The organism is Halomonas sp. AOP22-C1-8 (assembly GCF_052378905.1).
In the GTDB taxonomy this organism is placed as follows: Bacteria; Pseudomonadota; Gammaproteobacteria; order Pseudomonadales; family Halomonadaceae; genus Vreelandella; species Vreelandella citrativorans.
In genome coordinates, this window is record NZ_JBQSYD010000007.1 from 38,686 (window position 1) to 64,051 (window position 25,366).

The 25,366-nt window shown below is 55.4% G+C and carries 27 protein-coding genes; 13 read left to right on the forward strand and 14 right to left on the reverse strand.

Features of this window, described 5'->3' with window-relative positions:
* The first annotated feature begins 8 nt into the window (after nucleotides 1-8).
* The 4 genes from ftsY (at nucleotide 9) to rpoH (ending at nucleotide 4,264) form a co-directional block, all read left to right on the forward strand.
* Nucleotides 9-1,427 carry a signal recognition particle-docking protein FtsY gene (ftsY, locus tag ACT3TY_RS05605; protein ID WP_444627597.1) on the forward strand — a complete coding sequence of 473 codons (1,419 nt, stop codon included), beginning with the start codon at nucleotides 9-11 and terminating at the stop codon, nucleotides 1,425-1,427.
* On the forward strand, nucleotides 1,424-2,092 hold the full coding sequence (gene ftsE / locus ACT3TY_RS05610) for a cell division ATP-binding protein FtsE (protein ID WP_087110053.1): 669 nt from the start codon (nucleotides 1,424-1,426) through the stop codon (nucleotides 2,090-2,092). The genes ftsY and ftsE overlap by 4 nt, the downstream gene beginning before the upstream one ends.
* Nucleotides 2,089-3,135 (forward strand): permease-like cell division protein FtsX, encoded by a 1,047-nt coding sequence (gene ftsX / locus ACT3TY_RS05615; protein ID WP_444627599.1) that lies wholly within the window; start codon nucleotides 2,089-2,091, stop codon nucleotides 3,133-3,135. Before ftsE ends, ftsX begins: the two co-directional genes overlap by 4 nt.
* 262 nt (nucleotides 3,136-3,397) lie before the next feature.
* A complete protein-coding gene (rpoH, locus tag ACT3TY_RS05620) occupies nucleotides 3,398-4,264 on the forward strand; it encodes an RNA polymerase sigma factor RpoH (protein WP_087110047.1) in 867 nt (288 codons plus the stop codon).
* Between the two features lie 94 nt (nucleotides 4,265-4,358).
* Here the strand turns inward: rpoH and ACT3TY_RS05625 are convergent, their stop codons facing one another.
* The 6 genes from ACT3TY_RS05625 to coaBC form a co-directional block, all read right to left on the reverse strand.
* Nucleotides 4,359-4,658: a hypothetical protein gene (locus ACT3TY_RS05625; protein WP_444627601.1), complete on the reverse strand. Its 300-nt coding sequence runs from the start codon at nucleotides 4,656-4,658 to the stop codon at nucleotides 4,359-4,361.
* A 77-nt stretch (nucleotides 4,659-4,735) separates the two neighbouring features.
* Nucleotides 4,736-5,344: a nucleoid occlusion factor SlmA gene (gene slmA / locus ACT3TY_RS05630; protein WP_087110043.1), complete on the reverse strand. Its 609-nt coding sequence runs from the start codon at nucleotides 5,342-5,344 to the stop codon at nucleotides 4,736-4,738.
* 21 nt (nucleotides 5,345-5,365) lie between these two features.
* Complete coding sequence (argB, locus tag ACT3TY_RS05635) at nucleotides 5,366-6,265, reverse strand: acetylglutamate kinase (protein WP_172118513.1); 900 nt, start codon at nucleotides 6,263-6,265, stop codon at nucleotides 5,366-5,368.
* Between the two features lie 89 nt (nucleotides 6,266-6,354).
* Nucleotides 6,355-7,740: a phosphomannomutase/phosphoglucomutase gene (locus ACT3TY_RS05640; protein WP_172118512.1), complete on the reverse strand. Its 1,386-nt coding sequence runs from the start codon at nucleotides 7,738-7,740 to the stop codon at nucleotides 6,355-6,357.
* A 72-nt stretch (nucleotides 7,741-7,812) separates the two neighbouring features.
* Nucleotides 7,813-8,271: a dUTP diphosphatase gene (gene dut / locus ACT3TY_RS05645; RefSeq protein WP_172118511.1), complete on the reverse strand. Its 459-nt coding sequence runs from the start codon at nucleotides 8,269-8,271 to the stop codon at nucleotides 7,813-7,815.
* A gap of 73 nt (nucleotides 8,272-8,344) precedes the next feature.
* Nucleotides 8,345-9,595 (reverse strand): bifunctional phosphopantothenoylcysteine decarboxylase/phosphopantothenate--cysteine ligase CoaBC, encoded by a 1,251-nt coding sequence (gene coaBC / locus ACT3TY_RS05650; protein WP_172118510.1) that lies wholly within the window; start codon nucleotides 9,593-9,595, stop codon nucleotides 8,345-8,347.
* Between the two features lie 140 nt (nucleotides 9,596-9,735).
* Between coaBC and radC the strand changes: the two genes are divergently transcribed.
* The 7 genes from radC to ald all read left to right on the forward strand — a co-directional run bounded on the left by radC (nucleotide 9,736) and on the right by ald (nucleotide 15,117).
* On the forward strand, nucleotides 9,736-10,410 hold the full coding sequence (gene radC, locus ACT3TY_RS05655; protein WP_172118509.1) for a RadC family protein: 675 nt from the start codon (nucleotides 9,736-9,738) through the stop codon (nucleotides 10,408-10,410).
* A gap of 256 nt (nucleotides 10,411-10,666) precedes the next feature.
* Nucleotides 10,667-10,903: a 50S ribosomal protein L28 gene (gene rpmB / locus ACT3TY_RS05660; RefSeq protein ID WP_172118508.1), complete on the forward strand. Its 237-nt coding sequence runs from the start codon at nucleotides 10,667-10,669 to the stop codon at nucleotides 10,901-10,903.
* 26 nt (nucleotides 10,904-10,929) lie between these two features.
* A complete protein-coding gene (gene rpmG, locus ACT3TY_RS05665) occupies nucleotides 10,930-11,085 on the forward strand; it encodes a 50S ribosomal protein L33 (RefSeq protein WP_009098622.1) in 156 nt (51 codons plus the stop codon).
* A 180-nt stretch (nucleotides 11,086-11,265) separates the two neighbouring features.
* On the forward strand, nucleotides 11,266-12,093 hold the full coding sequence (mutM, locus tag ACT3TY_RS05670; RefSeq protein WP_172118507.1) for a bifunctional DNA-formamidopyrimidine glycosylase/DNA-(apurinic or apyrimidinic site) lyase: 828 nt from the start codon (nucleotides 11,266-11,268) through the stop codon (nucleotides 12,091-12,093).
* A 49-nt stretch (nucleotides 12,094-12,142) separates the two neighbouring features.
* The gene (locus ACT3TY_RS05675; protein ID WP_172118506.1) at nucleotides 12,143-13,333 is read left to right on the forward strand and encodes a class I SAM-dependent rRNA methyltransferase; all 1,191 of its coding nucleotides are present in this window, start codon (nucleotides 12,143-12,145) and stop codon (nucleotides 13,331-13,333) included.
* A 66-nt stretch (nucleotides 13,334-13,399) separates the two neighbouring features.
* A complete protein-coding gene (locus tag ACT3TY_RS05680) occupies nucleotides 13,400-13,834 on the forward strand; it encodes an acyl-CoA thioesterase (RefSeq protein ID WP_444627603.1) in 435 nt (144 codons plus the stop codon).
* Between the two features lie 164 nt (nucleotides 13,835-13,998).
* Nucleotides 13,999-15,117 (forward strand): alanine dehydrogenase, encoded by a 1,119-nt coding sequence (gene ald / locus ACT3TY_RS05685; protein WP_444627605.1) that lies wholly within the window; start codon nucleotides 13,999-14,001, stop codon nucleotides 15,115-15,117.
* Between the two features lie 67 nt (nucleotides 15,118-15,184).
* On the opposite strand, the gene ACT3TY_RS05690 is transcribed toward ald, so the two are convergent.
* Complete coding sequence (locus ACT3TY_RS05690) at nucleotides 15,185-15,433, reverse strand: SlyX family protein (RefSeq protein WP_193055199.1); 249 nt, start codon at nucleotides 15,431-15,433, stop codon at nucleotides 15,185-15,187.
* 110 nt (nucleotides 15,434-15,543) lie between these two features.
* Between ACT3TY_RS05690 and ACT3TY_RS05695 the strand changes: the two genes are divergently transcribed.
* Nucleotides 15,544-16,098, forward strand: a complete 555-nt coding sequence (locus ACT3TY_RS05695) for a cold-shock protein (protein ID WP_216658099.1) — start codon at nucleotides 15,544-15,546, stop codon at nucleotides 16,096-16,098.
* Nucleotides 16,099-16,231: 133 nt separating this feature from the next.
* On the opposite strand, the gene ACT3TY_RS05700 is transcribed toward ACT3TY_RS05695, so the two are convergent.
* The 7 genes from ACT3TY_RS05700 to map all read right to left on the reverse strand — a co-directional run bounded on the left by ACT3TY_RS05700 (nucleotide 16,232) and on the right by map (nucleotide 24,094).
* Nucleotides 16,232-16,621 carry a hypothetical protein gene (locus tag ACT3TY_RS05700; protein ID WP_087110018.1) on the reverse strand — a complete coding sequence of 130 codons (390 nt, stop codon included), beginning with the start codon at nucleotides 16,619-16,621 and terminating at the stop codon, nucleotides 16,232-16,234.
* A complete protein-coding gene (dapE, locus tag ACT3TY_RS05705) occupies nucleotides 16,618-17,790 on the reverse strand; it encodes a succinyl-diaminopimelate desuccinylase (RefSeq protein ID WP_193055200.1) in 1,173 nt (390 codons plus the stop codon). The genes ACT3TY_RS05700 and dapE overlap by 4 nt, the downstream gene beginning before the upstream one ends.
* On the reverse strand, nucleotides 17,777-18,802 hold the full coding sequence (dapD, locus tag ACT3TY_RS05710) for a 2,3,4,5-tetrahydropyridine-2,6-dicarboxylate N-succinyltransferase (RefSeq protein ID WP_172118502.1): 1,026 nt from the start codon (nucleotides 18,800-18,802) through the stop codon (nucleotides 17,777-17,779). Before dapD ends, dapE begins: the two co-directional genes overlap by 14 nt.
* A gap of 109 nt (nucleotides 18,803-18,911) precedes the next feature.
* Entirely contained in the window at nucleotides 18,912-19,259 is a 348-nt protein-coding gene (locus ACT3TY_RS05715; RefSeq protein WP_087110012.1) for a Spx/MgsR family RNA polymerase-binding regulatory protein, read from the reverse strand.
* A 39-nt stretch (nucleotides 19,260-19,298) separates the two neighbouring features.
* Nucleotides 19,299-20,495, reverse strand: coding sequence for a succinyldiaminopimelate transaminase (gene dapC, locus ACT3TY_RS05720; protein WP_444627606.1), 1,197 nt, complete (start codon nucleotides 20,493-20,495; stop codon nucleotides 19,299-19,301).
* 132 nt (nucleotides 20,496-20,627) lie between these two features.
* A complete protein-coding gene (locus ACT3TY_RS05725) occupies nucleotides 20,628-23,303 on the reverse strand; it encodes a [protein-PII] uridylyltransferase (RefSeq protein ID WP_444627608.1) in 2,676 nt (891 codons plus the stop codon).
* A complete protein-coding gene (gene map, locus ACT3TY_RS05730) occupies nucleotides 23,303-24,094 on the reverse strand; it encodes a type I methionyl aminopeptidase (RefSeq protein ID WP_444627609.1) in 792 nt (263 codons plus the stop codon). Before map ends, ACT3TY_RS05725 begins: the two co-directional genes overlap by 1 nt.
* A gap of 369 nt (nucleotides 24,095-24,463) precedes the next feature.
* Here map and rpsB point away from each other — a divergent pair, with 369 nt between their 5' ends.
* On the forward strand, nucleotides 24,464-25,213 hold the full coding sequence (rpsB, locus tag ACT3TY_RS05735) for a 30S ribosomal protein S2 (protein WP_172118498.1): 750 nt from the start codon (nucleotides 24,464-24,466) through the stop codon (nucleotides 25,211-25,213).
* The last annotated feature ends 153 nt before the right edge of the window (nucleotides 25,214-25,366 follow it).

Sequence of the window (25,366 nt, forward strand, 5' to 3'; positions counted from 1 at the left end):
TGACTCCCATGTTTGGTTTTTTCAAACGTAAGAAAAAGCACGACTCCCAACAGGAGCCGCAAGAGCAACGCCCGCAGGAACTCAATGATGATGCGCAGCTTGACGAGCCGCCGCAGGAACCGCTAGCCGACGTTGAAAATGTCGCGCCGGTGACAGAGCCTGAACCTGACGTTGAGCCAGCCCCTGCGCCTCCTGAAATTAAGCCAGAATCGCCTGAGCCTGAGCCTGAGCCTGAAGTTGAGGTTGAGCCCGCACCTGCTCCATCTGAGGTTAAGCCGGAACCGCCTGAGCCTGACGTTGAGCCAGCGCCTGTGCCTCCCGAGGTTAAGCCGGAACCGCCTGAACCCGAAATTAAGCCAGCGCGTGAGCCCGACACTAACCCGGTTCCTGAGCCTGAAGTTGACCCGGAACCGGCTGAGCCTGACGTTCAGCCTGAGATCCAGCCCGAGCAGAAGCCTGCACTTCAAGAAAAGCCTGGCGAGAAGAAGGGCTGGTTTGCGCGGATTAAATCAGGCCTGGGCAAAACGCGCGCTAACTTAACCGATGGCATCGCCGATCTGTTTTTGGGAAAAAAGCAGATTGATGATGAGCTTTTAGAGGATCTGGAAACCCAGCTGCTGATGGCGGATGTGGGGATTGAAGCGACCAGCGAGATTATTGGACGCCTAGAAGCACGCGTCTCGCGTAAAGAGTTGAATAACCCTGAGGCGCTTTATCGTGCTCTTCAAGAAGAGCTTGCTGCCATGCTTGGGCAGGTGGCAACGCCGCTTGATTTGAATAAGCAAACGGACGGCCCCTTTGTGATTTTGGTAGTAGGGGTGAATGGTGTGGGTAAAACCACAACGATCGGCAAGCTGACCCAGCGTTTTCAGCGCGAGGGAAAAAGCGTCATGCTGGCCGCAGGGGATACCTTCCGGGCGGCGGCGGTTGAGCAGCTTAAGGTGTGGGGGGAGCGCAATAGCGTACCGGTCATCGCTCAACATACTGGCGCCGATAGCGCTTCGGTCATTTATGATGCTGTCGCCGCCGCCAAAGCGCGCGGCGTGGATATCCTTATCGCCGATACGGCAGGCCGCTTGCACAACAAAAGCCATCTGATGGAAGAGTTAAAGAAAGTCCATCGTGTGATGCAAAAACTCGATACCACTGCGCCGCATGAAGTGATGCTGGTGCTGGATGCAGGTACGGGGCAAAACGCGATTGCGCAGGCGAGCACATTCAACGAAGCCGTGCCCATCACGGGGATTACGCTAACCAAGCTGGACGGTACGGCCAAAGGGGGAATTATTTTTGCCTTGGCCAAACAGCTTGAGACGCCCATTCGCTTTATCGGCGTAGGCGAAGGGCTGGACGATTTACGTCCCTTCGAGGCAGACGACTTCGTTAGCGCACTGTTTGACCGCCAAGAGGACGATGCCAGCGCATGATCGCTTTTGAGCATGTCGGCAAGCGCTATGGAGGGCGCTTTGAAGCCCTGGCGCATCTGGACTTTCGTGTGGCCCGCGGTGAAATGGTGTTTTTGACCGGCCACTCGGGCGCGGGTAAAAGCTCTTTGCTGCGCCTGATTATGCGACTTGAAAAGCCTAGCCGTGGGCGTGTGATCGTGGCGGGGCACGATATTGCCCAGCTTCATGCAAGCCAGGTGCCTTTTTATCGGCGCCAGATTGGGGTGGTGTTTCAGGATCACCAACTGCTGTTTGATAGAAGCGTGTTTCATAACGTCTCGCTGCCGCTGGATATTCAAGGCATTGAGCCGCGGGAGTCGGCGCGCCGCGTGCGCGCCGCGCTCGATAAAGTGGGGCTTTTACACCGTGAGAAGGCGCTGCCCGTTGAGCTTTCAGGTGGTGAGCAGCAGCGGGTCGGCATTGCCCGAGCGGTGGTTAATAAGCCCGCGCTTCTCCTGGCCGATGAGCCAACCGGTAACCTGGACCCCCAGCTTTCCGCCGATATCATGGCGCTTTTTGAAGACTTCAATCGCATCGGCACCACGGTAATGATCGCAAGTCACGACCTTGCGCTGATTGCTCGTTTGCGCCACCGTATTTTGCGCTTGCGTGATGGGCGCTTAGTGGCTGATGAGGGCGCAGTATGAAACCATCGGCAACACCGCGTCGCGCAAAAGGCGCTGCACCGAAAGCGGGGCGCAAAGTATCTACCCAGCGTCAGGAAGCCCCACCTCCCAAACGGCGCGGAGCCAATTCGCAGCAAACGCGTTTTTCAAGCCGTTTACGTGCCTGGGGGCGCCACCACCGGGCGATGAGTTGGGACAGCTTTTATCGGCTGTTGCGCCACCCCGTCGGCAGCCTGCTGACAATGCTCGCGATTGCCATTGCCCTCGTGCTTCCGGCTGCGCTATGGCTGACGCTGGATAGTGCTCGATTGCTGGATGCCGAGCTGGATGAGAGCGCGACCCTCACGGTGTATTTAGAAACCACCGTTGACCCGGCTCAAGCGGCGCGGATTGATGAGGCGGTAAGCGCTGAGCAGGCGGTGCTAGAGACGCGCTTGATCAGTGCCGAGCAGGGCATGGTCGAGTTTCAAGAGTCGCTGGGGCTGGATGATGCGCTGGCGGGGCTGGATGCTAATCCGCTTCCCGCGAGCATCGTGGTGCGTCCACAAAGCGTGGAGCTGGCATCCATGGAGCAACTGTCTGTTACGTTAGCATCGCTGACAGGCGTTGATGAGGTTCGGGTAGATTTGGCCTGGGTGGAGCGCTTACGCCATTTGGCCGCACTTGGCCGACGCGTTGCGTTAGCGCTAGGTCTGCTGTTTGGATTAGGGGTGCTCTTGGTGGTCGGTAATACGATTCGTTTGGCCGTTGAAAGCCGACGCCGCGAAATCGAGGTGGTCATGCTGATTGGTGCCACGCACGCTTTTGTACGTCGCCCGTTTTTATACAGCGGGGCGTGGTATGGTCTTGGGGGCGGTGTATTGTCGCTGGGTTTGCTGGGCTTGGGAAATCACTGGCTGTCGCTGCCGGTCGCCGCATTAGCGGCTAGCTATGGTGCAAGCTTCTCATTGCCGCAGCTGGATATCACAGGCTCTACAATTTTGCTATCCTGCAGTACACTATTAGGTTGGTTGGGCGCTTGGCTGGCAGTGACCCGTCATCTTTCCAGTATCCGCCCCCGCTAAGCGTGCATGGCGCTGTCTGCGAACGGTAATAATGTTTTATTACTCTGGCTAGTGCCATCGCAAGTCGTTAGCACCAACGCAATCTGGCGGTTGAGTAGCGCTGGTTGATGAAGTAAATCGATGGCACATTTCGGCAAAACAGGCAGCAGAAACAAGTGAACTTTGCCGCTTAGGCAAGGTCTTAATTGTTAATTGAGGCGTACGGACGTAATTTCAAAGACGTACGTCAATCACGATAGATGATAAGGGAGACCACCTGCACATGAGCACTAGTCTTCTACCGGTGGGACAGCTTTCTCCAGGTCACGACTTGGGCGGCTACATTCGAGCGGTTAACGGCATTTCGGTGCTGAGTGTTGAGGAAGAGCGCGAGCTTGCTTTTCGTCTTTATGATGAAGCTGATCTAGAGGCTGCGCGCCGCTTGGTTCTCTCACACTTACGCTTTGTTGTGCATATTGCTCGCAGTTATTCAGGCTATGGGTTGCCCCAGGCAGACTTGATTCAGGAAGGTAATGTCGGCTTGATGAAAGCCGTAAAGCGTTTTGATCCTAACCAGGGTGTACGCCTGGTATCGTTTGCGGTTCATTGGATCAAGGCTGAGATACACGAATTTGTACTGCGTAACTGGCGGATTGTTAAAATCGCCACGACGAAAGCCCAGCGTAAGCTGTTTTTTAACCTGCGCAGCGCCAAGAAACGCCTTGCCTGGTTGAACAACGATGAAGTGGATGCCATCGCTAAAGACCTCGACGTTAAGCCGGAAGTTGTGCGGGATATGGAAGGTCGCCTTTCCGCTTATGATGCAGGCTATGATGCCTCACCGAGCGATGACGAAGAGAGCACGTATCAGGCGCCCGCTTACTTTTTGGATGACGCCTCTGCTGACCCGGCGACTAAGCTTGAAGACAGTGATTTTGAGGAAGACTCAACGCGGCGTCTGCAGCTTGCTTTAAAAGGTCTGGATGAGCGTTCGCGGGACATTTTGCAGCGCCGCTGGCTGACCGATAATAAAGCGACCCTGCATGATTTGGCCGATGTGTACGGCGTTAGCGCTGAACGTATTCGCCAGCTTGAGAAAAACGCGATGAAAAAGCTGCGCCAAAAAATGGGCGATGCTATCGCGGCGTAAGTCTACGTAGTTAGCTGTTCATAGCCAAAAACCGGCCTCTATCAATTAGAGCGCCGGTTTTTTTATGGCTGTTTTATGCGTATGAAGTGGTTTTTTAACGCCGTGCTCTGACATATTTCCACAGCCCGCCACCAGGCAGTATTAACGCGATAAAGCAGCAGGCTGCTGCGGGCGCTGCAACGTCCAAAAACGAGTCCAACGTCCAGTGGTTGAATAAACCATAGAGGTACCACACCTCGTTGGGCCCGCCACCCGCATATTCATGCTGGGCTATCTCGCGGCCTAAAAAGATGGCCACCACCAAAGAGCCCGCCACCCAGCGGCCAACAAACGGCCATAGCAAGCCTTGAAAGATCAGCGCGATAATCGTGTGCTCAAGGTGGGTAATATTCAAAAGTGCCTTCCTGTGGCAGGGGAGAGAGCATGTTAACAAAGAATGAGCCAACGTCCCTGTTGACCAACTTGATACTCTTAGGCGGGTTGCGGCGCTTCGAGCAGTAACTGCCTTGATAGAAGCGTCCACTGATCTTCCCAGTACTCAGTGGGCAGGCGTTTAAAGTCGCTGCGCACGTATTGAGAAATGCGCCCTTCCGCTTGGGCGGCGAGCAGGTTAGCGGCCGCTGAGGCCGGAATGCTGGCGCGGCGTCCTTCGCGCAGTTCGGCCTCACGGATAATCTGCTTGAGCTGTAGCTCCAAACGCTCAAATAGCTGATGAACTCGCTGGCGCAGGCGGGCTGTTTCGCCGGTCAATACATCGCCGCCCATCACTCGGGCAAGTCCTGGGTTCTTTTCGGCAAAGCCCAGTAGTAGCGCCAGGATAGTGCCGCAGCGGGGGATGGCGTCGGGCACCTCTTCTAAAATACGCGTAATGCGCGCAAAAATGCTCTCTTCAATAAAGTCGATTAAGCCCTCAAACATTCGCGCTTTGCTGGGAAAGTGGCGGTACAGTGCCGCCTCGGAAACGCCGACCTGGCGTGCAAGGGCGGCCGTGGTAATACGCTTTCCACTATCTTCTTCCAGCATTAACGCGAGTGCTTGAAGAATCTGCTCGCGACGGCGAGGTTTACGGTCGTCACTCATGACGTTAGCCCTCCGTTGCAGTTAGCTCGCGTCGGTAATAAGCGTACCTACGCCAGCGTTGGTGAAAATCTCCAACAACACTGCATGGGGAACACGACCGTCGATAATATGCGCACTGTTAACGCCATTTTTAACGGCATCAAGCGCACAGCGTATTTTGGGCAGCATGCCGCCATAAATGGTGCCGTCGGCAATCAGGGCATCCACTTGAAGCGTGCTTAGCCCGGTTAATACCTTGCCTTCCGCATCCATGAGTCCGGCGACGTTGGTCAGTAGCATTAGCTTTTCAGCGTTTAATGCCTCGGCTAATTTACCCGCCACCAGGTCGGCGTTAATGTTGTAACTATGGCCTTCATCGTCAACGCCGATGGGCGCGATCACTGGAATGAAGTCGCGGGCAGCGAGCATTTCGATCAGGTCTGTTGAAATGAACTCGACTTCTCCCACATGCCCAATATCGATAATTTCCGGAACGGTCATTTCGGGGCTTTGGTGCTCGACCTTGAGCTGGCGAGCACGAATTTGTGCGCCATCCTTCCCCGTTAGGCCTATTGCCTTGCCTCCGCTTTGGTTAATCAGGTTGACGATGCTTTTGTTCACCAGTCCGCCCAGTACCATTTCAACCACGTCCATGGTCTGGGAATCGGTCACACGCATCCCGTTCACAAAGCGCGATTCGATATTAAGCTTTTCAAGCAGGCTGCCAATTTGCGGACCGCCGCCATGAACCACTACGGGATTAATGCCAACTTCTTTCATTAGCACGATATCACGTGCGAAAGAGTTGATGAGCGTGTCTTCAGTCATCGCATTGCCGCCGTACTTGACCACAACGGTTTTGCCGGAGAACTGCTGAATATAGGGGAGTGCTTCGGAAAGCACCTCCACAACGACCTGCGGGTCGCGACTGGCTGAATTCATCGTGTTGTCCCTTGCTTGCTGTTTTCTTTTATCCAGATGATACGTGGCTAATGAATATTGTTATCGTGCTGCATATCACGAGTGCGCGGTTAAGCTGGCATCTCGGGAATTTTGAGTGCCGGTGCCACACGAGCTAACGCGTTGACAAAACATTCCCGTATACGCATTAGTGCCACGGCATTTTTCCCTTCAAAGCGCATCACCAAGGCAGGTGTCGTGTTGGATGCGCGACATAAGCCCCAGCCATCGGGGTAATCAACGCGAATGCCATCCAACGTGGTTTTAATACCTTCGCCGAAGTCACCTTCACGGGCAAGTGCTTCGATCAGGCCAAATTTTTCGTCATCACTAACGATTATATTAATTTCTGGCGTGCTTGGATCTTGAGGAAAGCGGTCAAAAAAGGCGTCTGCATCTTCGTTATAAAGCGCTAGAATTTCCAGCAGGCGCGCGGCGGAATAAAGGCCGTCATCAAAACCATACCAGCGCTCTTTGAAGAAAATATGGCCGCTCATTTCCCCGCCCAGCAGAGCGTTGGTTGCCTTCATGCGCGCTTTAATCAGCGAATGGCCGGTACGCCACATTTCTGGCTCGCCGCCCGCTTCGCTAATGACTCGGGCAAGGTTACCCGTACATTTAATATCATAGACCACCCTGGCGCTTGGGTTACGCGAAAGCATGTCGGTCGCAAAGGCCATCAGGAGGTGGTCAGAGTAGATGATGCGGCCGCGCGGTGTAACAACGGCAACTCGGTCGCCATCACCGTCAAAGGCAAGCCCGATATCCGCGCCGGTTGTCTGAACACTCTTGATCAGGTCTTGCAGGTTTTCAGGCTTGCCGGGGTCAGGGTGGTGGTTAGGAAAATGGCCGTCAATCTCACCAAACAAGACCGTTGTTTCAACCCCCAACTGCTTGATTAGCTCGGGTCCTAGCTCACCGGCGACGCCGTTACCGCAGTCTACAACGGCTTTGATAGGACGCTTGACGCTAACATCTTCCAAAATACGGGTAAGGTACGCGTGCCGGATGTCGTATTGATGAACGCTGCCTTGGCCGCTGGTGAGATCATGGGTGTGAATGCGGTCATACAGCGCGGCAATAGCGTCGCCTGATAATGTTTCACCTGCCAGGACAATTTTGAAGCCATTGTAGTCGGGCGGGTTATGGCTGCCGGTCACCATGACGCCTGAGCAGCTCTCAGGCATCACGTGGGTGGCAAAGTAGAGGACAGGCGTGGGCACCATGCCGATATCAATAACGTCGCGCCCAGCGGCTGTTAAGCCTCGAATCAGGGCGGCTTGCAGGCGCTCGCCGGATAAACGACCGTCTCTGGCAACGATGACACACTGCTCACCCCGGGCGGCCGCTTCTGAACCAATCGCACGGCCAATCCACTCTGCGGTGGATTCGCTCAGCGTGTTATCGACAATGCCACGGATATCATAGGCACGAAAAATCGAAGCAGGTACATCCATTGGCTACTCCTGTCAGTGCGTAACGTTCGCCCGAGCCTTGTTAATGACGGACAGTATTAATGCCGCCCCGTATTAATGACGGCCAGTGCTGCCAAATCCGCCGCCGCCTCGGGTGGAGTCGGTAAAGGCATCAACAATAGAGAGCTCTGCTTGCACCACCGGCACGAGAACATACTGGGCTAGCCGCTCAAAGGGCGACAGTGTAAAAGCGCTTTGGCCACGGTTCCACACCGAAATCATCAGCTCACCCTGGTAGTCTGAATCGATTAGACCTACCAGATTGCCCAATACAATGCCGTGTTTATGGCCCAGGCCCGAGCGGGGAAGAATCATGCCAGCAAGGCTTGGGTCTTCAATATAGATGGCAAGACCCGTTCGTACGAGTTGGCATTCGCCAGGATTGAGCGTTAGCGGTTCGTCGAGCAGCGCCCGCAGGTCCATGCCCGCAGCGCCATCAGTGGCGTAGTGCGGCATGTGGTCGTGTAAGCGCTCATCAAGCACTTTGCACTGCAGGCGGGGACGGGTGGTCATGTAGAACTCCAACATTTAAAAAAACGATAGTAAAAAGGATATTGAAAACAGCTTTAAAAACAGGTGCTAAGGGCTAGAGCAGCGCTAGCGCTTGACGAACAATGACCTGCGCAAGCTGAGTTTTTGGCTGAGGGGATTCCAAACGCTGCTCGGTGCCTTGCGCTGTGCGCCAGAGCAGCAGCGCGGCATTCTCATTGCTGCCAAAGCCCAGGCCCGCTTGAGAGACGTCATTGGCGACAATCATATCAAGCCCCTTGCGGTTAAGCTTATCGTGGGCGTAATGCTCCAGTTGCTGTGTCTCTGCGGCAAACCCTACGACCAAGGGGCGTTGTTCGGTAGGCAGCGCGGCCACATCGGCAATGATGTCAGGATTTTTGATCAGTGTAAGCGTGAACGTATCGCTATCTTCCTGCTTTTTAAGCTTGTGCTCGGCAGGCGATGCCGAACGGTAATCAGCCACTGCCGCGCAGCCAATAAATAACGCCGCCTCAGGCGCCCGGTGCATGGCTTCTTGATGCATTTGCTCGGCCGATTCAACGTCAATACGCGTAACGCCGTTGGGCGTTGGTAGAGCCACAGGCCCGCTAATCAGAGTAACCGTAGCGCCCTGCGCTACCGCCGCCGCCGCCAAGGCGTAGCCCATTTTACCTGAGCTGTGATTGGATAGGTAACGCACGGGATCAAGCGCTTCACGGGTAGGGCCTGCGGTGATGACTACATGAGGGGCGTTGCCTGCCTGGGGGGCACCTGAAAAGAGGCGTGCAACAACCTCAAAGATGGCATCAGGCTCGCTCATACGCCCTGGACCTACATCGCCACATGCCTGGTCGCCCGCCGCGGGGCCGATAAGTTGCCAGCCATCAGCGTGCAGTTGCGCTACATTGCGTTGCGTCGCCGGGTGGCGCCACATGGCCTGGTTCATGGCCGGGGCGATCAGCCTGGGGGCTTCACTGGCCAGGCACAGCGTGGTGAGTAAATCATCCGCCATGCCGTGGACCAGTCGCGCCATCAGGTCCGCCGTTGCGGGAGCGATCAGGATAATATCCGCCCAGCGGGCGAGCTCAATATGCCCCATCCCGGCTTCCGCTTCCGGGTCAAGCAGAGACGTGCGCACCGGCTCGCCGGATAACGCCTGTAGTGTCAGTGGCGTAATAAACGCCTGAGCACCACTGGTCATTACCACACGCACTTCACAACCGGCTTGTTTAAGCAGCCGCACGATCAGCGCGCTTTTGTAAGCCGCTATGCCTGCACTAATGCCCAACAGAATGCGTTTACCTGCAAACGTTGAGAGCGTCGTTGGAGTAACAGAGGCAGAAACCATGGTAAAGGGCCCATATGCGCGTTCTTAAAGAGGCTTACCATACCATTCGTCTTGCTAATTTGGCATGTTGCTACAAATAATGCGTAAGCCAGGTTTACTGAGCTTTTTACGTGCATGTCTTTGGGGTGAGGAGGTAGGGGATGGGGATAAATCATTGGCCGGAGGGTGAGCGGCCACGAGAAAAGCTATTAACCATGGGCGCGCAGACGCTTTCTGATGCAGAGTTGCTGGCGATTTTTTTGCGCGTGGGCGTGCAGGGGCGCTCGGCGGTTGATTTGGCGCGTGATCTGCTCACCGCATTTGGCGGCCTGCGTCCGCTGCTGGAAGCGGACCAGGCAAGCTTTTGCGCGGCGCACGGTCTGGGGAGTGCCAAGTTTGCCCAGCTGCAGGCCACGCTTGAGATTTCAAAGCGCCATTTAGCCAGCCAATTGGCACGTGGCAACGCGCTGACATCGCCTGAACTGGTGCGTCATTACCTGAGCTCTCAACTGCGCCATTTGGGGCATGAGGAGTTCGCGGTAATTTTTTTAGACACGCAGCACCGAATTATTCGCTATGAATCCCTGTTTCGCGGTACCCTAGACAGCGCCTCCGTTTACCCCCGCGAAGTTGCCAAGCGCGCATTAGAACTTAGCGCTGGCGCCGTTATCCTGGCCCACAATCACCCCTCCGGTGTGGCTGAGCCAAGCGATGCTGACCGTCGTATCACCGAACGCTTAAAAGAGGCCCTTGGCCTCTTTGACGTACGCGTCTTGGATCATTTCGTGGTGGGAGATGGAGACGTGGTCTCTTTTGCTGAGCGCGGCTGGCTATAGGCAGTAGATAGAGGGCAGGCATTTAATGTCAGCTGTCTAGGTAAAATACCTAAAAAGTGGCTTTTTTACGCCTTTTTAGACGGTTTTGCTTGCCGGTGGTCCGGTGCTCTGGTATAAAGTGCCACCTTTAAACTTGGGTTGAATAACGGATTTGGGTACAGCTAGACGGTTAACGGCGTCGACTCCCTCTCTTCCGGTTTGCCCGACAGTTTTGAACACTCAGGCTTATATCCTGGCCAAGCGGTTGGAGGCTCTCATGTCCAAAGTATGTCAGGTTACCGGCAAGCGTCCGGTAACTGGTAATAACGTTTCACACTCCCAGCGTAAGACACGTCGTCGTTTCTTGCCGAACCTGCACTCCCATCGTTTTTGGGTTGAAGCCGAAAACCGCTTCGTCAAGCTGCGTGTTTCCTCCAAGGGCATGCGCATCATCGACAAGAAAGGTATCGAGACGGTTCTGGCTGATATCCGTAAGCGCGGCGACGCCATCTAAGACAGCATTTTTGGGAGAGTAAAACCATGCGCGATAAGATCAAACTGGTGTCCAGTGCCGGTACAGGCCACTTCTACACCACTGATAAGAACAAGCGGAACACGCCGGATAAGTTCGAATTCAAGAAATACGACCCGGTTGTCCGTAAGCACGTTATCTACAAGGAAGCCAAGATCAAGTAATCGCGTAAGCGATGATGATCGGCTTCCACTGCAGGCGAGCGCCTGTTGAAAAACCCGGCCCGTGCCGGGTTTTTGCATACATGGGGTTTGCAGATGCAGGCGACTTAATAGTGGCTCCGCATTGCCTGCCTTGTAAGTGTCTATCCTGTCGATATCCCTATCGTTAATCAGGTTCTCTTCATGCCCGAACTGCCCGAAGTCGAAACTACCAAGCGCGGTATTGCTCCCTATTTGGAAGGCCAGGAAATTACCGAGGTGCGTGTTCGCCAGCCGCGCTTGCGTGTTCCGGTGCCTGACGATTTGGCTGAGCGTTTGGTCGGTGCGCGCATCGGCACCCTGACGCGGCGTGCCAAATACCTGCAAATCCCTGTAAAGCAGTCGCCAAACGATGCAACGTTGCTGTGGCACCTGGGAATGTCGGGCAGTTTGCGCATTGCCCAAGTGGGGGATATCCCCAAAAAGCATGATCATGTCGATGTGGTCACCGCAGACGGCTATGTGTTGCGCTATCATGACCCACGTCGCTTTGGTTTTGTGGATTGGCAGTTAGGCGATGGGACGGCAGACCGGCGCCTTGTCCACCTTGGGCCTGAGCCGTTTGATGAGGCCTTTAATGGCCAGTGGCTATATGCGCTTTCGCGTAACAAGCGCGTGGCGGTAAAACCCTTTTTAATGGATAACCGGGTCGTGGTGGGCGCGGGGAATATTTACGCCACTGAAGCGCTGTTCATGGCCGGTATTGACCCACGTCGTGCAGCCGGGCGTATTTCTCTTGCCCGCTATGAGCAGTTGGCGGCGGCTGTGAAAGAAGTATTGGCGGCGGCTATCACTCAAGGTGGTACCACGCTGCGCGATTTTGTGAGCGGCCAGGGTGAGCCTGGTTATTTTGCTCAGCGGTTAAATGTTTATGGGCGCCAGGGGCAACCCTGCTTACGCTGCGGTAGGGAGCTTCGGCGTATTACGCTTGGCCAGCGCGCCAGTGTGTTTTGCCCTGGCTGTCAGCATTGATAGCTGATTACCCTTTTGTTATCTGTTGTCTACGCTTTTGGAGACTGTTGTGACTCAACGCCTGCGCTTAAATAAAAACGCCGATCGCCGCTTAAAAGCAGGCCATCTGTGGATCTACTCCAACGAAGTGGATATTAAAGAAACGCCGCTTAAGAATTTCACTGCTGGCGAAACCGCGTTGGTCGAGGCCTCTAACGGTAAAGTCCTGGGCGTGGCGTATATCAATCCGCACTCGCTGATTGCGGGCCGCGTGATGTCCCGTGATCCGGATATGCGTCTGGACCGTTCGCTGTTTGTACACCGTTTCAATCAAGCGCTGTCACTGCGTCAGCGTTTATATGCCAAGCCTTTTTACCGCCTGATTCACGGTGAGGGTGACCTGCTGCCAGGTCTGGTGATTGACCGTTTTGGCGATGTATTGGTTGTTCAGCTAAATACCGCCGGCATGCAGGCGCTGGCCGATGAGATTGTCGATGCGCTTGAGAAAGTGGTTAAACCTGACGTCATCGTGTTCCGTAACGATACCGGCGGGCGTCGTCAGGAAGGGCTGGAAGCTCACGTCGACGTAGTGAAAGGCACGCTGCCCGACGAAGTATTGATTGAAGAGAACGGCACACGCTTTGCCGTGCCGGTGCTGAACGGTCAGAAAACCGGTTGGTTCTTTGATCACCGCGAGAACCGCGCTTGGCTGAACCGCCAGGTGGCTGGCAAGCGCGTGCTGGATGTCTTTAGCTATGTGGGTGGCTGGGGTGTCCAGGCGGCGGCCAATGGCGCCTCTGAGGTGCTGTGTATCGATGCTTCAGGCCCCGCGCTTGAGCAAGTGGCGCGAAATGCTGAGCTTAACGGTGTACAAGAGCAGGTCGCCATTGGCGAAGGCGATGCCTTTGAAGCTTTGGCAGCACTGAAAGCCGACGGCGAACAGTTCGACGTGGTGGTTCTGGATCCGCCGGCGTTTATCAAGAAGCGTAAGGATATTCCTAATGGCGAGCGGGCCTATGCGCGCTTAAATCGCGAAGCGATGCGTTTGCTGGGCCGCGATGGCCTGTTGCTTTCAGCGTCGTGCTCCATGCACCTGGGGGAAGATCGCTTGGTAGATGTCGTGCGAGGCGCGGTACGTCATCAGGATCGCCATGGGCAGGTGATCTTCCAGGGCCATCAAGGGCCAGATCACCCCATTCACCCGGCCATTCCAGAAACCGCTTATCTTAAAGCGCTGGGCGTGCGCGTGTTTCGCGATTAACCCATTGAGTCATTAGGCGGGGTGGGCAAGCTGGATTAGCACGATAGTGGCGCAAGGAGCAGAGCAATGGAGTGGGCGTTACCCGATCCCTTTGTGATCGATATTCATGTTAGCGAAGCGGCGATAGATGATTATCAGCACGTGAATAACAGCGAATACCTGCGCTGGGTTGAGCAGGTTAGCTGGGCCCACTCCGAAGCCTTGGGGCTTTCCATCGAGCGCTACCGCGAGCTGGACCGCGCCTTGGCCATACATCGCCATGAGCTGGACTATCTTGCTCCTGCCTTTGCGGGTGATGAGCTTCAATTGGCGACGTGGGTCGTCGCGTGTGATGGGCGCTTTAGCCTTACCCGGCGTTTCGAGCTTAAGCGGGTGCGAGATGCCAAAATGCTCTTCCAGGCGCGCACCCGGTTTGCGTGTATTGCGCTTTCAAGCGGGCGCCCCAAGCGCCTGCCAGAGGAGTACCAGAGAATCTACGGCGGGGCCTTAATAACAGAGTGACGTTAAATTTTCGGTATAAAACCCTCAAACGCTGGATTTTTACTCCTGTAAAACGCCTTAACCGGCGTTTTTTTGTTTTGTGCTTAAGGAAGTGGTGGGTCGCTTGAGCTGTGCTGTAATGCTAAGACCGTTGTTTAATCTTACGCACAAAAAGAGAGATCGCTATGCAGATTGCCGTCCCCAAAGAGATCAAAAACCATGAATATCGTGTCGCCCTAACACCCACCGGCGTGCGTGAGCTTGCCCAGCGTGGCCACACCGTTAGTGTGCAGGCAGGCGCAGGAGAGGGCGCTGGTTTTAGCGATAGCGACTATGAGGCTGCGGGTGCGCAGATCGAAAGTGATGTCGACGCCTTGTGGAAGAATGCTGAGCTGATTCTTAAAGTAAAAGAGCCGCAGGTGGAAGAGGTTGCGCGCCTCACTTCCCAGCATACGCTGTTTACCTATCTGCATCTTGCAGCGGAAGAAGCCCTGACGCGGGGCTTGATGGAGAGCGGGGCTACCTGTATCGCTTATGAAACGATTACGGATGCCAATGGAGGGCTGCCGCTGCTTGCGCCAATGAGTACTGTGGCTGGGCGTATGGCCGTTCAAGCAGGGGCGCATGGCCTGGAAAAAGCCCAGGGGGGCGCTGGCGTTCTATTGCCCGGCGTGCCGGGGGTTGCACCGGCAACCGTCACCGTAATAGGCGGCGGCGTCGTAGGTGAAAACGCCGCGAGAATGGCGCTGGGGTTGGGCGCGGATATCACTATTCTGGATACGTCACTGGCGCGGCTAGACGTTCTGGATAGCCGCTACCAGGGGCGCATCAAAACGGTTTATTCCACCGCCGATGCGTTGGATAACGCCGTGCGCGAGTCTGATATGATTATTGGCGCCGTGTTAATCCCGGGTGCGGCGGCGCCCAAGTTGATTACCCACGCTATGCTGAGCGATATGAAGCCAGGCAGTGTGCTGGTGGATGTAGCGATTGATCAGGGCGGCTGCTTTGAAACCAGTAAGCCCACCACTCACGCCAAGCCCACGTATATCGTGGAGGGCATTGTTCATTACTGTGTGGCCAATATGCCGGGCGGCGTGTCACGCACGTCAACCCTCGGCCTCACCAATGCCACGCTGCCTTTTGTGCTGGCGCTGGCCGATAAAGGCTGGCAGCAGGCGCTAAACGACGATCCCCACTTTCTGCCAGGGCTTAATGTGCATGCAGGGCAGGTGACCTACCAGGCCGTTGCCGATGCCTTTGGTTTGGCGTGTATCGCCCCAGCAAGCGTGGCAGCACGATAAGTACGAATGACCGATCAGGTGCGCTAACCCGCAGGGCACGACAGTGGGTTTTTAATGTTTGTCATCGTTAGTAATGAGGCGGCACCTCGTCTTCAGGGCGGCTTTCCCCCTGATGGTCGCCTGCCTGGAAGGCTTGATGCTGTTCACGCAGGCGTTCACGCATTAATGCGCTAAGCTGTTCTAGCTTGGCAAGCCGCTTTTCCTGTTGGGCAACCGCTTGGTCAAGCGTGTCCAGCCAGTGTTCCTGGTAAGCCAGGCGGCTTTCGAGATTTTCGAAAAGTTGATTTAGCTCAGCAGGAGAAAAGTCTTGTGTCATGGTAACATGGCAACCTTGTGTAATATGTCCGGTACTGTTAGGAATGGGCCTGATGGTTCGGGTATTGTCTTTCGTTCGTTACCCATACAACAAGAGAGCTTTTATCATCTATGAATCCAAAAGTTGTGTTTCGCTGTTTCTTAATCAGTGTATTACTAGCCGCCCCCACGCCGCTTTTGCTGGCGGGGATTGTTCATTTAACCAACGCGCCTCTGGCCGATTTATGGCAGGCAGAGTTAGCCATTAGCGGTATCAGTGGTGTTTACATTGCCGTTGCCTTGGGCAGCTTCATCGTTTTATTTATAGGTACGTTAGCGTCGGCTGCTCTGGCTCCTCCGCTAGTCGTTAAACCGAAAGTAGAAAGCTCAGGCGACACGCGTGTTAAAGCTGCGCCGCGTCAGCCCCAGCCTGCCGACGAACGGGACGATGAAGAGGAAGACGTCATCGACCCCAACGACGGTCGGGAAGAGGGTGAAGTAAAGTGGTTTAATACCAATAAAGGCTATGGCTTTATTACTCGTGATAATGGCGAAGATGTGTTTGTTCACTTTCGTGCTATTCGGGGTCGCGGCCCGCGTATGCTGGCAGAAGGCCAAATTGTGCGTTACCACGTCATCAAGAATGACCGTGGTTTACAGGCCGATGATGTGAGCATTATTGAGTAGCATGTCCACAAGCGTAGTATCAATGTGAACATAATCGACCCCGCCCCGGCGGGGTCGATTGCATTTCAAGAGCAGTCTTCAAAAAAACAGCCTTCAAAAAAACCGTCTTTATGCCGTCTTCTTTCAGGCAGCGTTAGCGGCCTGAGTCGGGCCACTCAATAGCGCCTTCTTTACCACCGGGTAGCACCTGCCAGAAGCGGTCAGGGTCATCGCCTGGGTGCCAGCCGCCAAGCGAGCAGCGCACTTCCGTTTGCAGCGCCTCTGCGGCGTGTTGCGCGCACTCCTGGTCGGTCATCCAGGGCGTATGGCTACTGTCAAACCATAAGCTTGCAAAGCGGTCAGCTGCTTTTTCGACCAGTAGTATGGGCACCTCTTTCCCCTGGTGTTGGCCATGGGTTTTCCACTTGCCTTTGCCGGCAGGGCTTAATGGCGGTGCAGCAAGCGCACTGGCAAGCCATGCGTTAAGCGCTTCCAGTGAAATGCTGGCGACATACACTTCAATGTCCGGGTAGCGCTCCATCATACGTTGACCTCATCAAGCGTGAGTAGGGCCTGAAGCGTTGCCTCATAGATTCGGCTCAAATCATCCAGGTCGCTAGCGCGTACGCGCTCATTCACTTTGTGGATAGTGTCGTTAAGCGGGCCAAGTTCCACCACTTGAGCACCCAATGTGGCAATAAAGCGCCCGTCAGAAGTACCGCCGCTGGTGGATAGCGCCGGGCGTTTGCCGGTAACGGCTTCAACACCGCGTACGGCCGCGTTAACAAGCTCGCCTTCTGCGGTTAGGAACGGCTCGCCGTTCAGTGTCCAGTCCAGCTGATACGCCAGGCCGTACTGGTCAAGAATCGCCTCGGTACGCGCCTTAAGCTGCTCATGCGTCACTTCTGTCGAGAAGCGGAAGTTGAATACTGCTTCTACTTCGCCGGGGATGACGTTAGTCGCCCCAGTGCCCGCTCGCAGGTTGGAAATCTGAAAGCTGGTGGCCGGGAAAAAATCATTGCCTGCGTCCCAGTGCTCATTGACGAGCGCATCCAGCGCGGGCATCGCCTGATGAATGGGATTGCGCGCCAGGTGAGGGTAGGCCACGTGCCCCTGAATCCCCTGAATACGTAAAACGCCGCCCAGCGAGCCGCGGCGGCCATTCTTGATCACGTCGCCAAGGTGTTCGGTAGAGGAGGGTTCACCGACGATACAGTAATCAAGCCGCTCATTGCGTTCGCGCAGCTGCTCGACCACGGCGCGAGTGCCATCCACCGCAGGGCCTTCCTCATCGGAGGTGATTAAAAACGCAATACGCCCATCGTGGTCGGGGTAGCGAGCCACGAAACGCTCCACAGCGGTTAGCATAGCGGCCAGACTGCCCTTCATATCGGCGGCGCCACGGGCACAAAGCATGCCGTGATCGTCAATACAGGGAGCAAACGGCGGGAATTCCCAGCCATTTGGTGGCCCGCTGGGCACGACATCGGTATGACCCGCAAGGGCAATTACTGGGCCGTGGTGGCCCCGCACTGCCCAGAAGTTCTGTACATCGCCAAACGGCATGCGCTCAATATGAAAACCGAGCGCCGTTAAGCGCTCGATCATTACGTCCTGGCAGCCTTCATCATCCGGCGTCACTGACGGGCGGCTGAGCAGCTCAAAGGCAAGCTGTAGCGTGGGCGACAGCGTGTCAGGCTCAGTTATGGGCATGCAGCGCCTCATTTAGCGCGATGGCGCTTTTATTGGTCAGGCACTCGACGCGGCCATTTTTAGAGTTGCGGCGTAGCAGCAGGTCGTTTTGGCCCGCCAGTTCACGCGCCGCCAGGGTTTTCACTTCGTTGCCCTGGTCGTCCAGCAAGGCCACTTTGGTGCCTGCGGTGATATACAAACCGGACTCCACCGTGCAGCGGTCGCCCAGCGGAATGCCGATACCGGCATTGGCGCCGATCAAGCAGCCTTCGCCCACCTTGATAACAATATTGCCACCGCCTGACAGCGTGCCCATGGTGGAGCAACCACCGCCCAGGTCAGACCCTTTGCCGACCATCACGCCGGCTGAAATACGGCCTTCAATCATGCCGGGGCCTTCGGTGCCGGCATTGAAGTTAACAAAACCTTCATGCATTACCGTGGTGCCTTCACCCAAATGAGCGCCCAGGCGTACCCGAGCCGTGTCGGCAATGCGTACACCGGCCGGCACAACGTAATCGGTCATTTTGGGGAATTTATCGACACAGTCGACAGACAGCGCACGACCGGCGAGACGGGCTTTCAGGCGACGCGCTGGCAGCTCTTCGATATCGATGGCGCCTTCGTTGGTCCAGGCAATATTGCGCAGCAGGCCAAACATGCCGGTCAGATCAAGACCATGCGGCTTGACCAGGCGATGCGATAGCAGGTGCAGCTTAAGATAGACCTCTGGCGCCGTTTGCGGAGCCTGATCCGTTTCCAGGAACATGGCCACTAATGGGCGCTGGCTGGTGGCCAGCGCCTCAGCAAGCTCAGCCTGTTCAGGATGCCCGGCTGCCTCAAGCGCCTTGGCTAAGCGGGTGCAGTCTTCTGGCAAAAAGCTAACGGCGACATTGCCCTGCGGCGCATCAAGCGCTTGTTTGGCCGCATTTATCAGGCTTTCCTGCGGGCTAAAGAGCGGTGCCGGGTAGTAAATTTCCAGCCAATCGCCTTGAGTGTTTTGCGTGCCAATTCCAAGCGCAAAGCTCAGCATAAAAGTTCATCCTGTTGTTGATAACGTTGTTAACCGGGTCATTAGCTAACGTAAAAGCGTCGGTATAACAAAGTGTTGATTCAAAAATAAGCAAAATAGTGGCGTTGGATCAGCCACTGATTTTATCGTAATCGCCGTCGCGATAGCCTACTTTTAAGGCGTCACTGCCGGTATCCAGCAGTGGTCGTTTAAGCAGTGTTGGGTGTTGGAGCAACAGTTGGCGCGCAGAGTTGGCATCCAGGCTGTCTTTGTCTTCCTGGGGAAGGTCGCGCCATGTCTTGCTGCGCTTATTGACGACTTCCAACAGCGGTGCCCGCTCTAAAAGATGCTCAAGCAGGCTCGCCGAAAGACCATCTTTACGCAAATCATGGGTTTTAAAAGGCACGCCGTTCGCTTCCAGCGCTTTGCGCGCCTTACGACACGTATCACAGGTATCAATGACATAGAGTGTAAACATGGTATCTCCTTTCGAGCTGTTGGTGCCGTAAAAGGTGAATTAACCGCGCTCAATAAGCTGGCGGATACGCTGCGCTGCTTCCAGGGTGGGCGCAAGCTCCGCCACCAGGGCTAGGCGCAGCCGCCCCGTGCCTGGGTTAATGCCCTGAGCATCAGGGCGGCCCATCAAGCTGCCGGGCAGCACGCTCACGTGTTGCTCGGTGTAAAGCCGCTGGGTGAAGCCAATGTCATCCCCCCCTGGTACTGCGGGCCACAGGTAAAAGCTTGCCTCTGGCGTTGGGAAGTCCATCACTGGGGCCAGCACCTCCACCACGGCGCTGAATTTTTCACGGTACGCATCGCGATTGGCGCGTACGTGCGCTTCATCCTGCCAGGCTGCTATTGAAGCATGTTGAACCGGCAGCGACATGGCGCAGCCATGATAGGTACGGTAGCGCTTGAACGGCGTAAGAATGTCCGCATCGCCTGCCACAAAGCCTGAGCGCAAGCCCGGCAGATTGGAGCGCTTGGAGAGCGAGTGGAAGACGACGCAGCGCCGGTAATCGTTACGGCCCAGCTCAGCGCAAGCCTGTAATAGCCCCGGCGGTGGCGCGTTTTCATCCAGGTAAAGCTCGGAATAGCACTCATCAGAAGCAATGATGAAATCGTGCTCGTCAGCTAGCGCAATCAGCTGTTTAAACTCATCCATTGACGTAACCGCGCCGGTCGGGTTGCCTGGTGAGCAGATAAATACGATTTGCACATCACGCCAGGTCTCGGGGCTGACACTGGCAAAATCTGGCCGAAAGCCGTTCTCGGCCGTGCCGTTTAAATACACCGGTTGACCGCCAGCCAACAGCGTCGCACCTTCATAAATCTGGTAAAACGGGTTGGGCACTATCACCCTGGCTGGCCGAGTACGATCCAGTGCGGCCTGTACAAACGCAAAAATGGCTTCACGCGTGCCATTAACCGGCAGTACCTGGCGTTCGGCATCAAGACCGGCAAGCTTAAAACGCTTGGTCGCCCACTCAGCGAGTGCTTCACGCAAGCTTGGCAGGCCGTTGGTGGCCGGATAACGTGCCATATCAAGCTGATGCTTTACCAGTGCATCAAGCGCTGCTGGGTAGGGCGCGTGCTGCGGCTCGCCGATGGTTAAGGGAATATGCGCCAAATGGGCAGGCGGCGTAAGGTCAGCTTTGAGGCCGGCCAGTTTCTCAAACGGATAAGGGTGTAGGGCGGCGAGATCAGAATTCATGGCGTATCCGTTGAGAGCGTTCTATTGAGAGCATGCCCTGCAGGCGTATTAAACGGCAGGCTAAGCGCCGATTATAAGCAAGCCTCGGGGTTGGGCTCAAATTTAACCACGGGGCACGGCGTCTTTACGTGTTTACACGCCCAGCACCTCAATTAATCGCTCGCGCAACTCTTGCTGGCGTACCGGGTCGGTTAAGGGTTCGCCTGCTTTCGTAGTGATAAAGAAAACGTCCTCAACACGCTCGCCCAGCGTGGCGATTTTGGCCGCCGAGAGGGCGATGCCCTGCTCCATAAAAATACGCCCTACGCGGGCCAGCAGCCCTGGTCGGTCAGGGGCCGTTAGCTCAAGGAGTGTGCGCTCGTTAGCCGGGTCCTGCTCAATCAGCACTTCGGTGGGTACCTTGAAGTGTTTTAACTGACGCGGCGTATGGCGGGTCACAATTTCTGGGTAGTCGTCTGGGTCATCCAGCTCTTCGATTAAGTGTTGGCGCATCTCTTCAATACGCGCCGTGTCGCGAATCGGTTGGCCGTGGCTATCCAGCACAATAAAGGTGTTTAGCGTCCAGTTATTGCGCGAGGTAGCAATGCGGGCATCATGAATGGAAAGCCCGAGCTGCTCCATGGCGGCGGCGGTGGCGGCAAACAGGTCATCCACCGAGCGTGTGTGGATAAACACTTTAGTGCCGCCCTCTGCCATATCAAGCGTCGGTGCGCTGATTAATACCAGCGGCAAGGGAGAGGCGTTATGCGCCAGGATGCCTTGGGTTTGCCAGACAATTTCGCTGGGCGCGTACTGGAGGAAATAGTCCTCCCCAAGCGGTTCCCATAGTGCATCAATCTGCGTGCGCCCAAGCCCCATGATTTGAAGTAGCGAACGCGCTTCAGAGCGCGTTTCCCGCACCCAGTCATCACGGTCCGGTGGATTTTTTAACCCGCGGCGTAAGGCGCGCTTGGTTTCAGCATATAGTTGGCGCAAAAGCGATGCCCGCCAGCCGTTCCAAAGCGTGGGGTTGGTGGCGTTAATATCGGCCACGGTGAGTACGTACAGATAATCCAGACGCATTTCGTTACGCACGATCAGTGCAAAGTCGCGGATCACGTCAGGGTCGCTAATGTCGCGCTTCTGAGCGGTCATCGACATGAGTAAATGGTGCTCGACCAGCCAACTGGCAAGCTTTGTATCGTGGGCTGAAACATGGTGATGCTGGCAAAAATGCGTAACGTCTTTGGCGCCGATTTCCGAGTGGTCGCCCCCGCGACCCTTGCCGATATCGTGAAACAGGCCCGCTATCCACAAAATGTCCAGCCTGGGAAGCTGGTGGATGAGCGCAGCCGCCACGGGAAAGTCGTCTTTGGCATCGGGTTTGCGAAAGCCGTGTAAAAACTTCAGCAGGCGCAGCGTATGCGCATCCACGGTGTAGATATGGAACAGATCATGCTGCATCAATCCTACGGCTCGGCCAAATTCGGGCAGGTACTTGCCCAGTATGCCGTAGCGGTTCATGCGCCGTAGCTGGCGCGGCACGTTGCCGGGGGCGCGCAGTATTTCCATAAACAGCCGCTGATGGTGAGGATCATCGCGGTAGTGATCATCAATCTGATGGCGGTGGTCGCGAATCAAGCGAATGGTGTCCGCCCGTACGCCTTCGATTTCCGGGTGCCTGGCCATGAGCAGAAATAGCTCCAGCATGGCTTCAGGCTGCTCGCGAAACAGCGTGCGTGAGCGTGCTTGAATATAGCCGCCCTTGGTTTCAAAGCGCTCGTTGAGCTGGATGGTTTCCAGCGCCTCTTTGCCGCGCAAAATCACTTCGTCGAAGTGCTGAAGCAGCATGTCGTTAAGCCCGGCCAGTGCCGTTACGTGGCGATAGTAGCGCTTCATGAACTGCTCAACGGCTAACCGCTCGGGCGTATCTTTAAAGCCAAACAGCTCAGCAATCGTGCGTTGATGATCAAACAGCAGGCGGTCTTCGGCGCGGCCGGTCAACATATGCAGCGCATAACGCACCTGCCACAAAAATGCCTGGCCTTGGCTTAAGATACGCAATTCGGCATCGTTCATAAAACCGTTGGCGACAATGTCGGTGTACTGTTCCGTACCGAAGTGGCGCTTAGCGACCCAGCCAATCATCTGAATATCGCGTAGGCCGCCAGGTGAGCTCTTCAGGTTCGGCTCAAGGTGGTATTCGGAATTGTTGTAACGGTAGTGGCGAGCAATCTGCTCTTGCCATTTGGCTTCAAAAAAACGGTCGGCCGGCCAAATGTGCTCGGCGCTTAAGCGCTCGCGCATTTTTTCGCGCAGTGGTGCAGGGCCTGCAATCAGGCGGGACTCAAGCAGGTTGGTGATGACGGTGACATCCGCCTTGGCTTCACGCTCGCAGTCGTTTAATGAGCGTACGCTGTGGCCAATTTCCAGGCCGATATCCCATAAAAAAGTGATAAAGGCAGTGAGCGGTTCGCGGTAAGCGGTGTCGTCGTCATCTTCAAGCAGCAGCAGAAGGTCGATATCCGAATGGGGGTGTAGCTCCCCTCGGCCATAGCCGCCAACAGCAATCAGTGCGACGCCGTCATCTGGCCAGGCGTGCTGCGCCCAGGCAATGGCGAGCAGTTGATCCAAGTACCAGGCCCGCCCCCGCACCAGGTCGCGTATATCGGCGCCCGCACGAAACCGGTCATCCAGCTTGGCCTGGAGCTCACGAAGCGCCGTTTTAAACGGCGCTATGGGTGAGCGCGAGCCGGATAGCTCTGTACGAAAAGCCTCAAGGTCGTAAAGCGACGTATCCGGCTCGAACCGGTGGTGGTGGAGGAGCATTAGTTATCTAAAAAACTAAAGTCTTCATCGCTACGCGCGGTCAGTACTTCAACCCCGGTCTCGGTGACCAGCAAGGTGTGCTCCCATTGCGCTGAAAGGCTCTTGTCCTTGGTAACGGCGGTCCAGCCATCGCGCAAGACTTTGGTTTTGTAGCCACCCACGTTGATCATGGGTTCGATGGTAAAGCACATGCCAGCCTCTAAGGCGATATCAGCGTCTGGTGCGTAACCATCGTAATGCAGGAACTGGGGGTCTTCATGGAAGCCTGCCCCAATACCGTGGCCGCAGAAATCGCGAACGACCGAGTAGCCATGGCCTTCGGCGTGCTTTTGAATTACTCGCGCAAGCTCTGAAAGGCGTACGCCTGGTTTTACCAGCGCGATGCTTTTATACAAGCACTCCTGGGTAATCCGGCACAAGCGCTCGCCCTGTATGGTTTCGCCGATGATAAACATGGCACTGGAGTCACCGTGATAGCCATCAGGGGTTTTAACGGTAATGTCCAGGTTCAGAATGTCACCTTTCTTGAGCTTTTTATTAAAATCCGGAAAGCCATGACACACCACATGGTTGAGCGAGATGCACGTGGCGTGGGTATACCCGTGATAGTTGAGCGGAGCGGGAACCGAGCCCAATTCGTTAACAATATAGTCGTGACAACGCTTATCAATATCGCCGGTGCTTACGCCTTCTTGTATGTAAGGAGTAATCATTTCCAGCACGCTGGCGGCTTGGCGCCCGGCTTCGCGCATTTTCTCGATTTCTGAAGGTGTCTTGATAGGAACGTTCATGAATTCTCGATATGGGTTCAGGCTGAGGTAGTAAGTAACAGCATTAAATGACAGCGTTAAAGCGACAGTATTAAGTGACAAATAAACATCGTAACACGGGCTGTGACTTCATCTTGGTAATGATCTATGGTATAAAGCCGCGCGCTTTCCTGCAATCGCTCGCTCGCTTCTTTGTGGTGAGTCGGCGATCATGGCAAGGCGAACAACCCGCAGCGGGTTCACTTTGAAGACGCTGCTTAAATAGCAAGCCTTGAAAACACACATGCACCGACACATGGTCCCGGGTGCCGCTGATAACGTTTTATACGTGGTCAATGGTCGGATCCATGGGGTGCGTGGAGGCCTAACCCGAGTTTCAGGAGTTTTACCATGTCTCACGTTAATATGCGTGACCTGCTCAAAGCAGGTGCTCACTTCGGTCACCAGACTAAGTACTGGAATCCGAAGATGAACAAATTCATCTTCGGCGCACGCAACAAGATTCACATCATCAACCTTGAGCACACTCTTCCGGCGCTGAACGAAGCCGTTGATGTGGTTGAGAAGATGTCGGCATCCAACAACAAAATTTTGTTTGTTGGCACCAAGCGTAGCGCTAGCAAGATCATCAAAGAAGAAGCGAATCGCGTTAGTCAGCCGTTCGTCAACCATCGCTGGTTGGGCGGTATGCTGACTAACTTCAAGACTATTCGTCAGTCTATCAAGCGTCTGCGCGAACTTGAAACCATGCGCGAAGACGGCACGTTCGACAAGCTGACCAAGAAAGAAGTCCTGATGGCAACGCGTGAGCAAGATAAGCTTGAGCGTTCTATCGGTGGTATCAAGAACATGGGCGGCCTGCCGGACGCACTGTTCGTTATCGACGTTGACCACGAGCGCATCGCGATCAACGAAGCCAACAAGCTGGGTATCCCGGTTATTGGCGTGGTTGATACCAACTCTAACCCTGATGGCGTTGATTACGTTATCCCGGGTAACGATGACTCCATTCGCGCTATTCAGATCTACGTGAAAGCGATTGCTGACGCGTGTGGTCGTGCGAAAGAAGGTCGTCCGGACGAGTTCGTTGAAGTGACCGAAGAAGCGGCTTCAACCGACACTGACGCTGCTGCTGAGTAAAATAGTAGCGGTTGCGGCGGGTAGTTAAGCCGCATCGTGTTGAAGAGGGGGCCTATGCCCCCTTTTTCCCGCTTTGGATGGACATCCGGGTGGGCCGATTACGCCGGACACCAAGCGCCGGCAAGCGACCTTCAAAGTGATATATGATAGTCA

What these genes read in the sequence shown, in the direction of transcription:
- ftsY (WP_444627597.1), top strand. Translation starts at nt 9, where the DNA reads ATGTTTGGTTTTTTCAAACGTAAGAAAAAGCACGACTCCCAACAGGAG.
- ftsE (WP_087110053.1), top strand. Translation starts at nt 1,424, where the DNA reads ATGATCGCTTTTGAGCATGTCGGCAAGCGCTATGGAGGGCGCTTTGAA.
- ftsX (WP_444627599.1), top strand. Translation starts at nt 2,089, where the DNA reads ATGAAACCATCGGCAACACCGCGTCGCGCAAAAGGCGCTGCACCGAAA.
- rpoH (WP_087110047.1), top strand. Translation starts at nt 3,398, where the DNA reads ATGAGCACTAGTCTTCTACCGGTGGGACAGCTTTCTCCAGGTCACGAC.
- slmA (WP_087110043.1), bottom strand. Translation starts at nt 5,344, where the DNA reads ATGAGTGACGACCGTAAACCTCGCCGTCGCGAGCAGATTCTTCAAGCA.
- argB (WP_172118513.1), bottom strand. Translation starts at nt 6,265, where the DNA reads ATGAATTCAGCCAGTCGCGACCCGCAGGTCGTTGTGGAGGTGCTTTCC.
- ACT3TY_RS05640 (WP_172118512.1), bottom strand. Translation starts at nt 7,740, where the DNA reads ATGGATGTACCTGCTTCGATTTTTCGTGCCTATGATATCCGTGGCATT.
- dut (WP_172118511.1), bottom strand. Translation starts at nt 8,271, where the DNA reads ATGACCACCCGTCCCCGCCTGCAGTGCAAAGTGCTTGATGAGCGCTTA.
- coaBC (WP_172118510.1), bottom strand. Translation starts at nt 9,595, where the DNA reads ATGGTTTCTGCCTCTGTTACTCCAACGACGCTCTCAACGTTTGCAGGT.
- radC (WP_172118509.1), top strand. Translation starts at nt 9,736, where the DNA reads ATGGGGATAAATCATTGGCCGGAGGGTGAGCGGCCACGAGAAAAGCTA.
- rpmB (WP_172118508.1), top strand. Translation starts at nt 10,667, where the DNA reads ATGTCCAAAGTATGTCAGGTTACCGGCAAGCGTCCGGTAACTGGTAAT.
- rpmG (WP_009098622.1), top strand. Translation starts at nt 10,930, where the DNA reads ATGCGCGATAAGATCAAACTGGTGTCCAGTGCCGGTACAGGCCACTTC.
- mutM (WP_172118507.1), top strand. Translation starts at nt 11,266, where the DNA reads ATGCCCGAACTGCCCGAAGTCGAAACTACCAAGCGCGGTATTGCTCCC.
- ACT3TY_RS05680 (WP_444627603.1), top strand. Translation starts at nt 13,400, where the DNA reads ATGGAGTGGGCGTTACCCGATCCCTTTGTGATCGATATTCATGTTAGC.
- ald (WP_444627605.1), top strand. Translation starts at nt 13,999, where the DNA reads ATGCAGATTGCCGTCCCCAAAGAGATCAAAAACCATGAATATCGTGTC.
- ACT3TY_RS05690 (WP_193055199.1), bottom strand. Translation starts at nt 15,433, where the DNA reads ATGACACAAGACTTTTCTCCTGCTGAGCTAAATCAACTTTTCGAAAAT.
- ACT3TY_RS05695 (WP_216658099.1), top strand. Translation starts at nt 15,544, where the DNA reads ATGAATCCAAAAGTTGTGTTTCGCTGTTTCTTAATCAGTGTATTACTA.
- ACT3TY_RS05700 (WP_087110018.1), bottom strand. Translation starts at nt 16,621, where the DNA reads ATGATGGAGCGCTACCCGGACATTGAAGTGTATGTCGCCAGCATTTCA.
- dapE (WP_193055200.1), bottom strand. Translation starts at nt 17,790, where the DNA reads ATGCCCATAACTGAGCCTGACACGCTGTCGCCCACGCTACAGCTTGCC.
- dapD (WP_172118502.1), bottom strand. Translation starts at nt 18,802, where the DNA reads ATGCTGAGCTTTGCGCTTGGAATTGGCACGCAAAACACTCAAGGCGAT.
- ACT3TY_RS05715 (WP_087110012.1), bottom strand. Translation starts at nt 19,259, where the DNA reads ATGTTTACACTCTATGTCATTGATACCTGTGATACGTGTCGTAAGGCG.
- dapC (WP_444627606.1), bottom strand. Translation starts at nt 20,495, where the DNA reads ATGAATTCTGATCTCGCCGCCCTACACCCTTATCCGTTTGAGAAACTG.
- ACT3TY_RS05725 (WP_444627608.1), bottom strand. Translation starts at nt 23,303, where the DNA reads ATGCTCCTCCACCACCACCGGTTCGAGCCGGATACGTCGCTTTACGAC.
- map (WP_444627609.1), bottom strand. Translation starts at nt 24,094, where the DNA reads ATGAACGTTCCTATCAAGACACCTTCAGAAATCGAGAAAATGCGCGAA.
- rpsB (WP_172118498.1), top strand. Translation starts at nt 24,464, where the DNA reads ATGTCTCACGTTAATATGCGTGACCTGCTCAAAGCAGGTGCTCACTTC.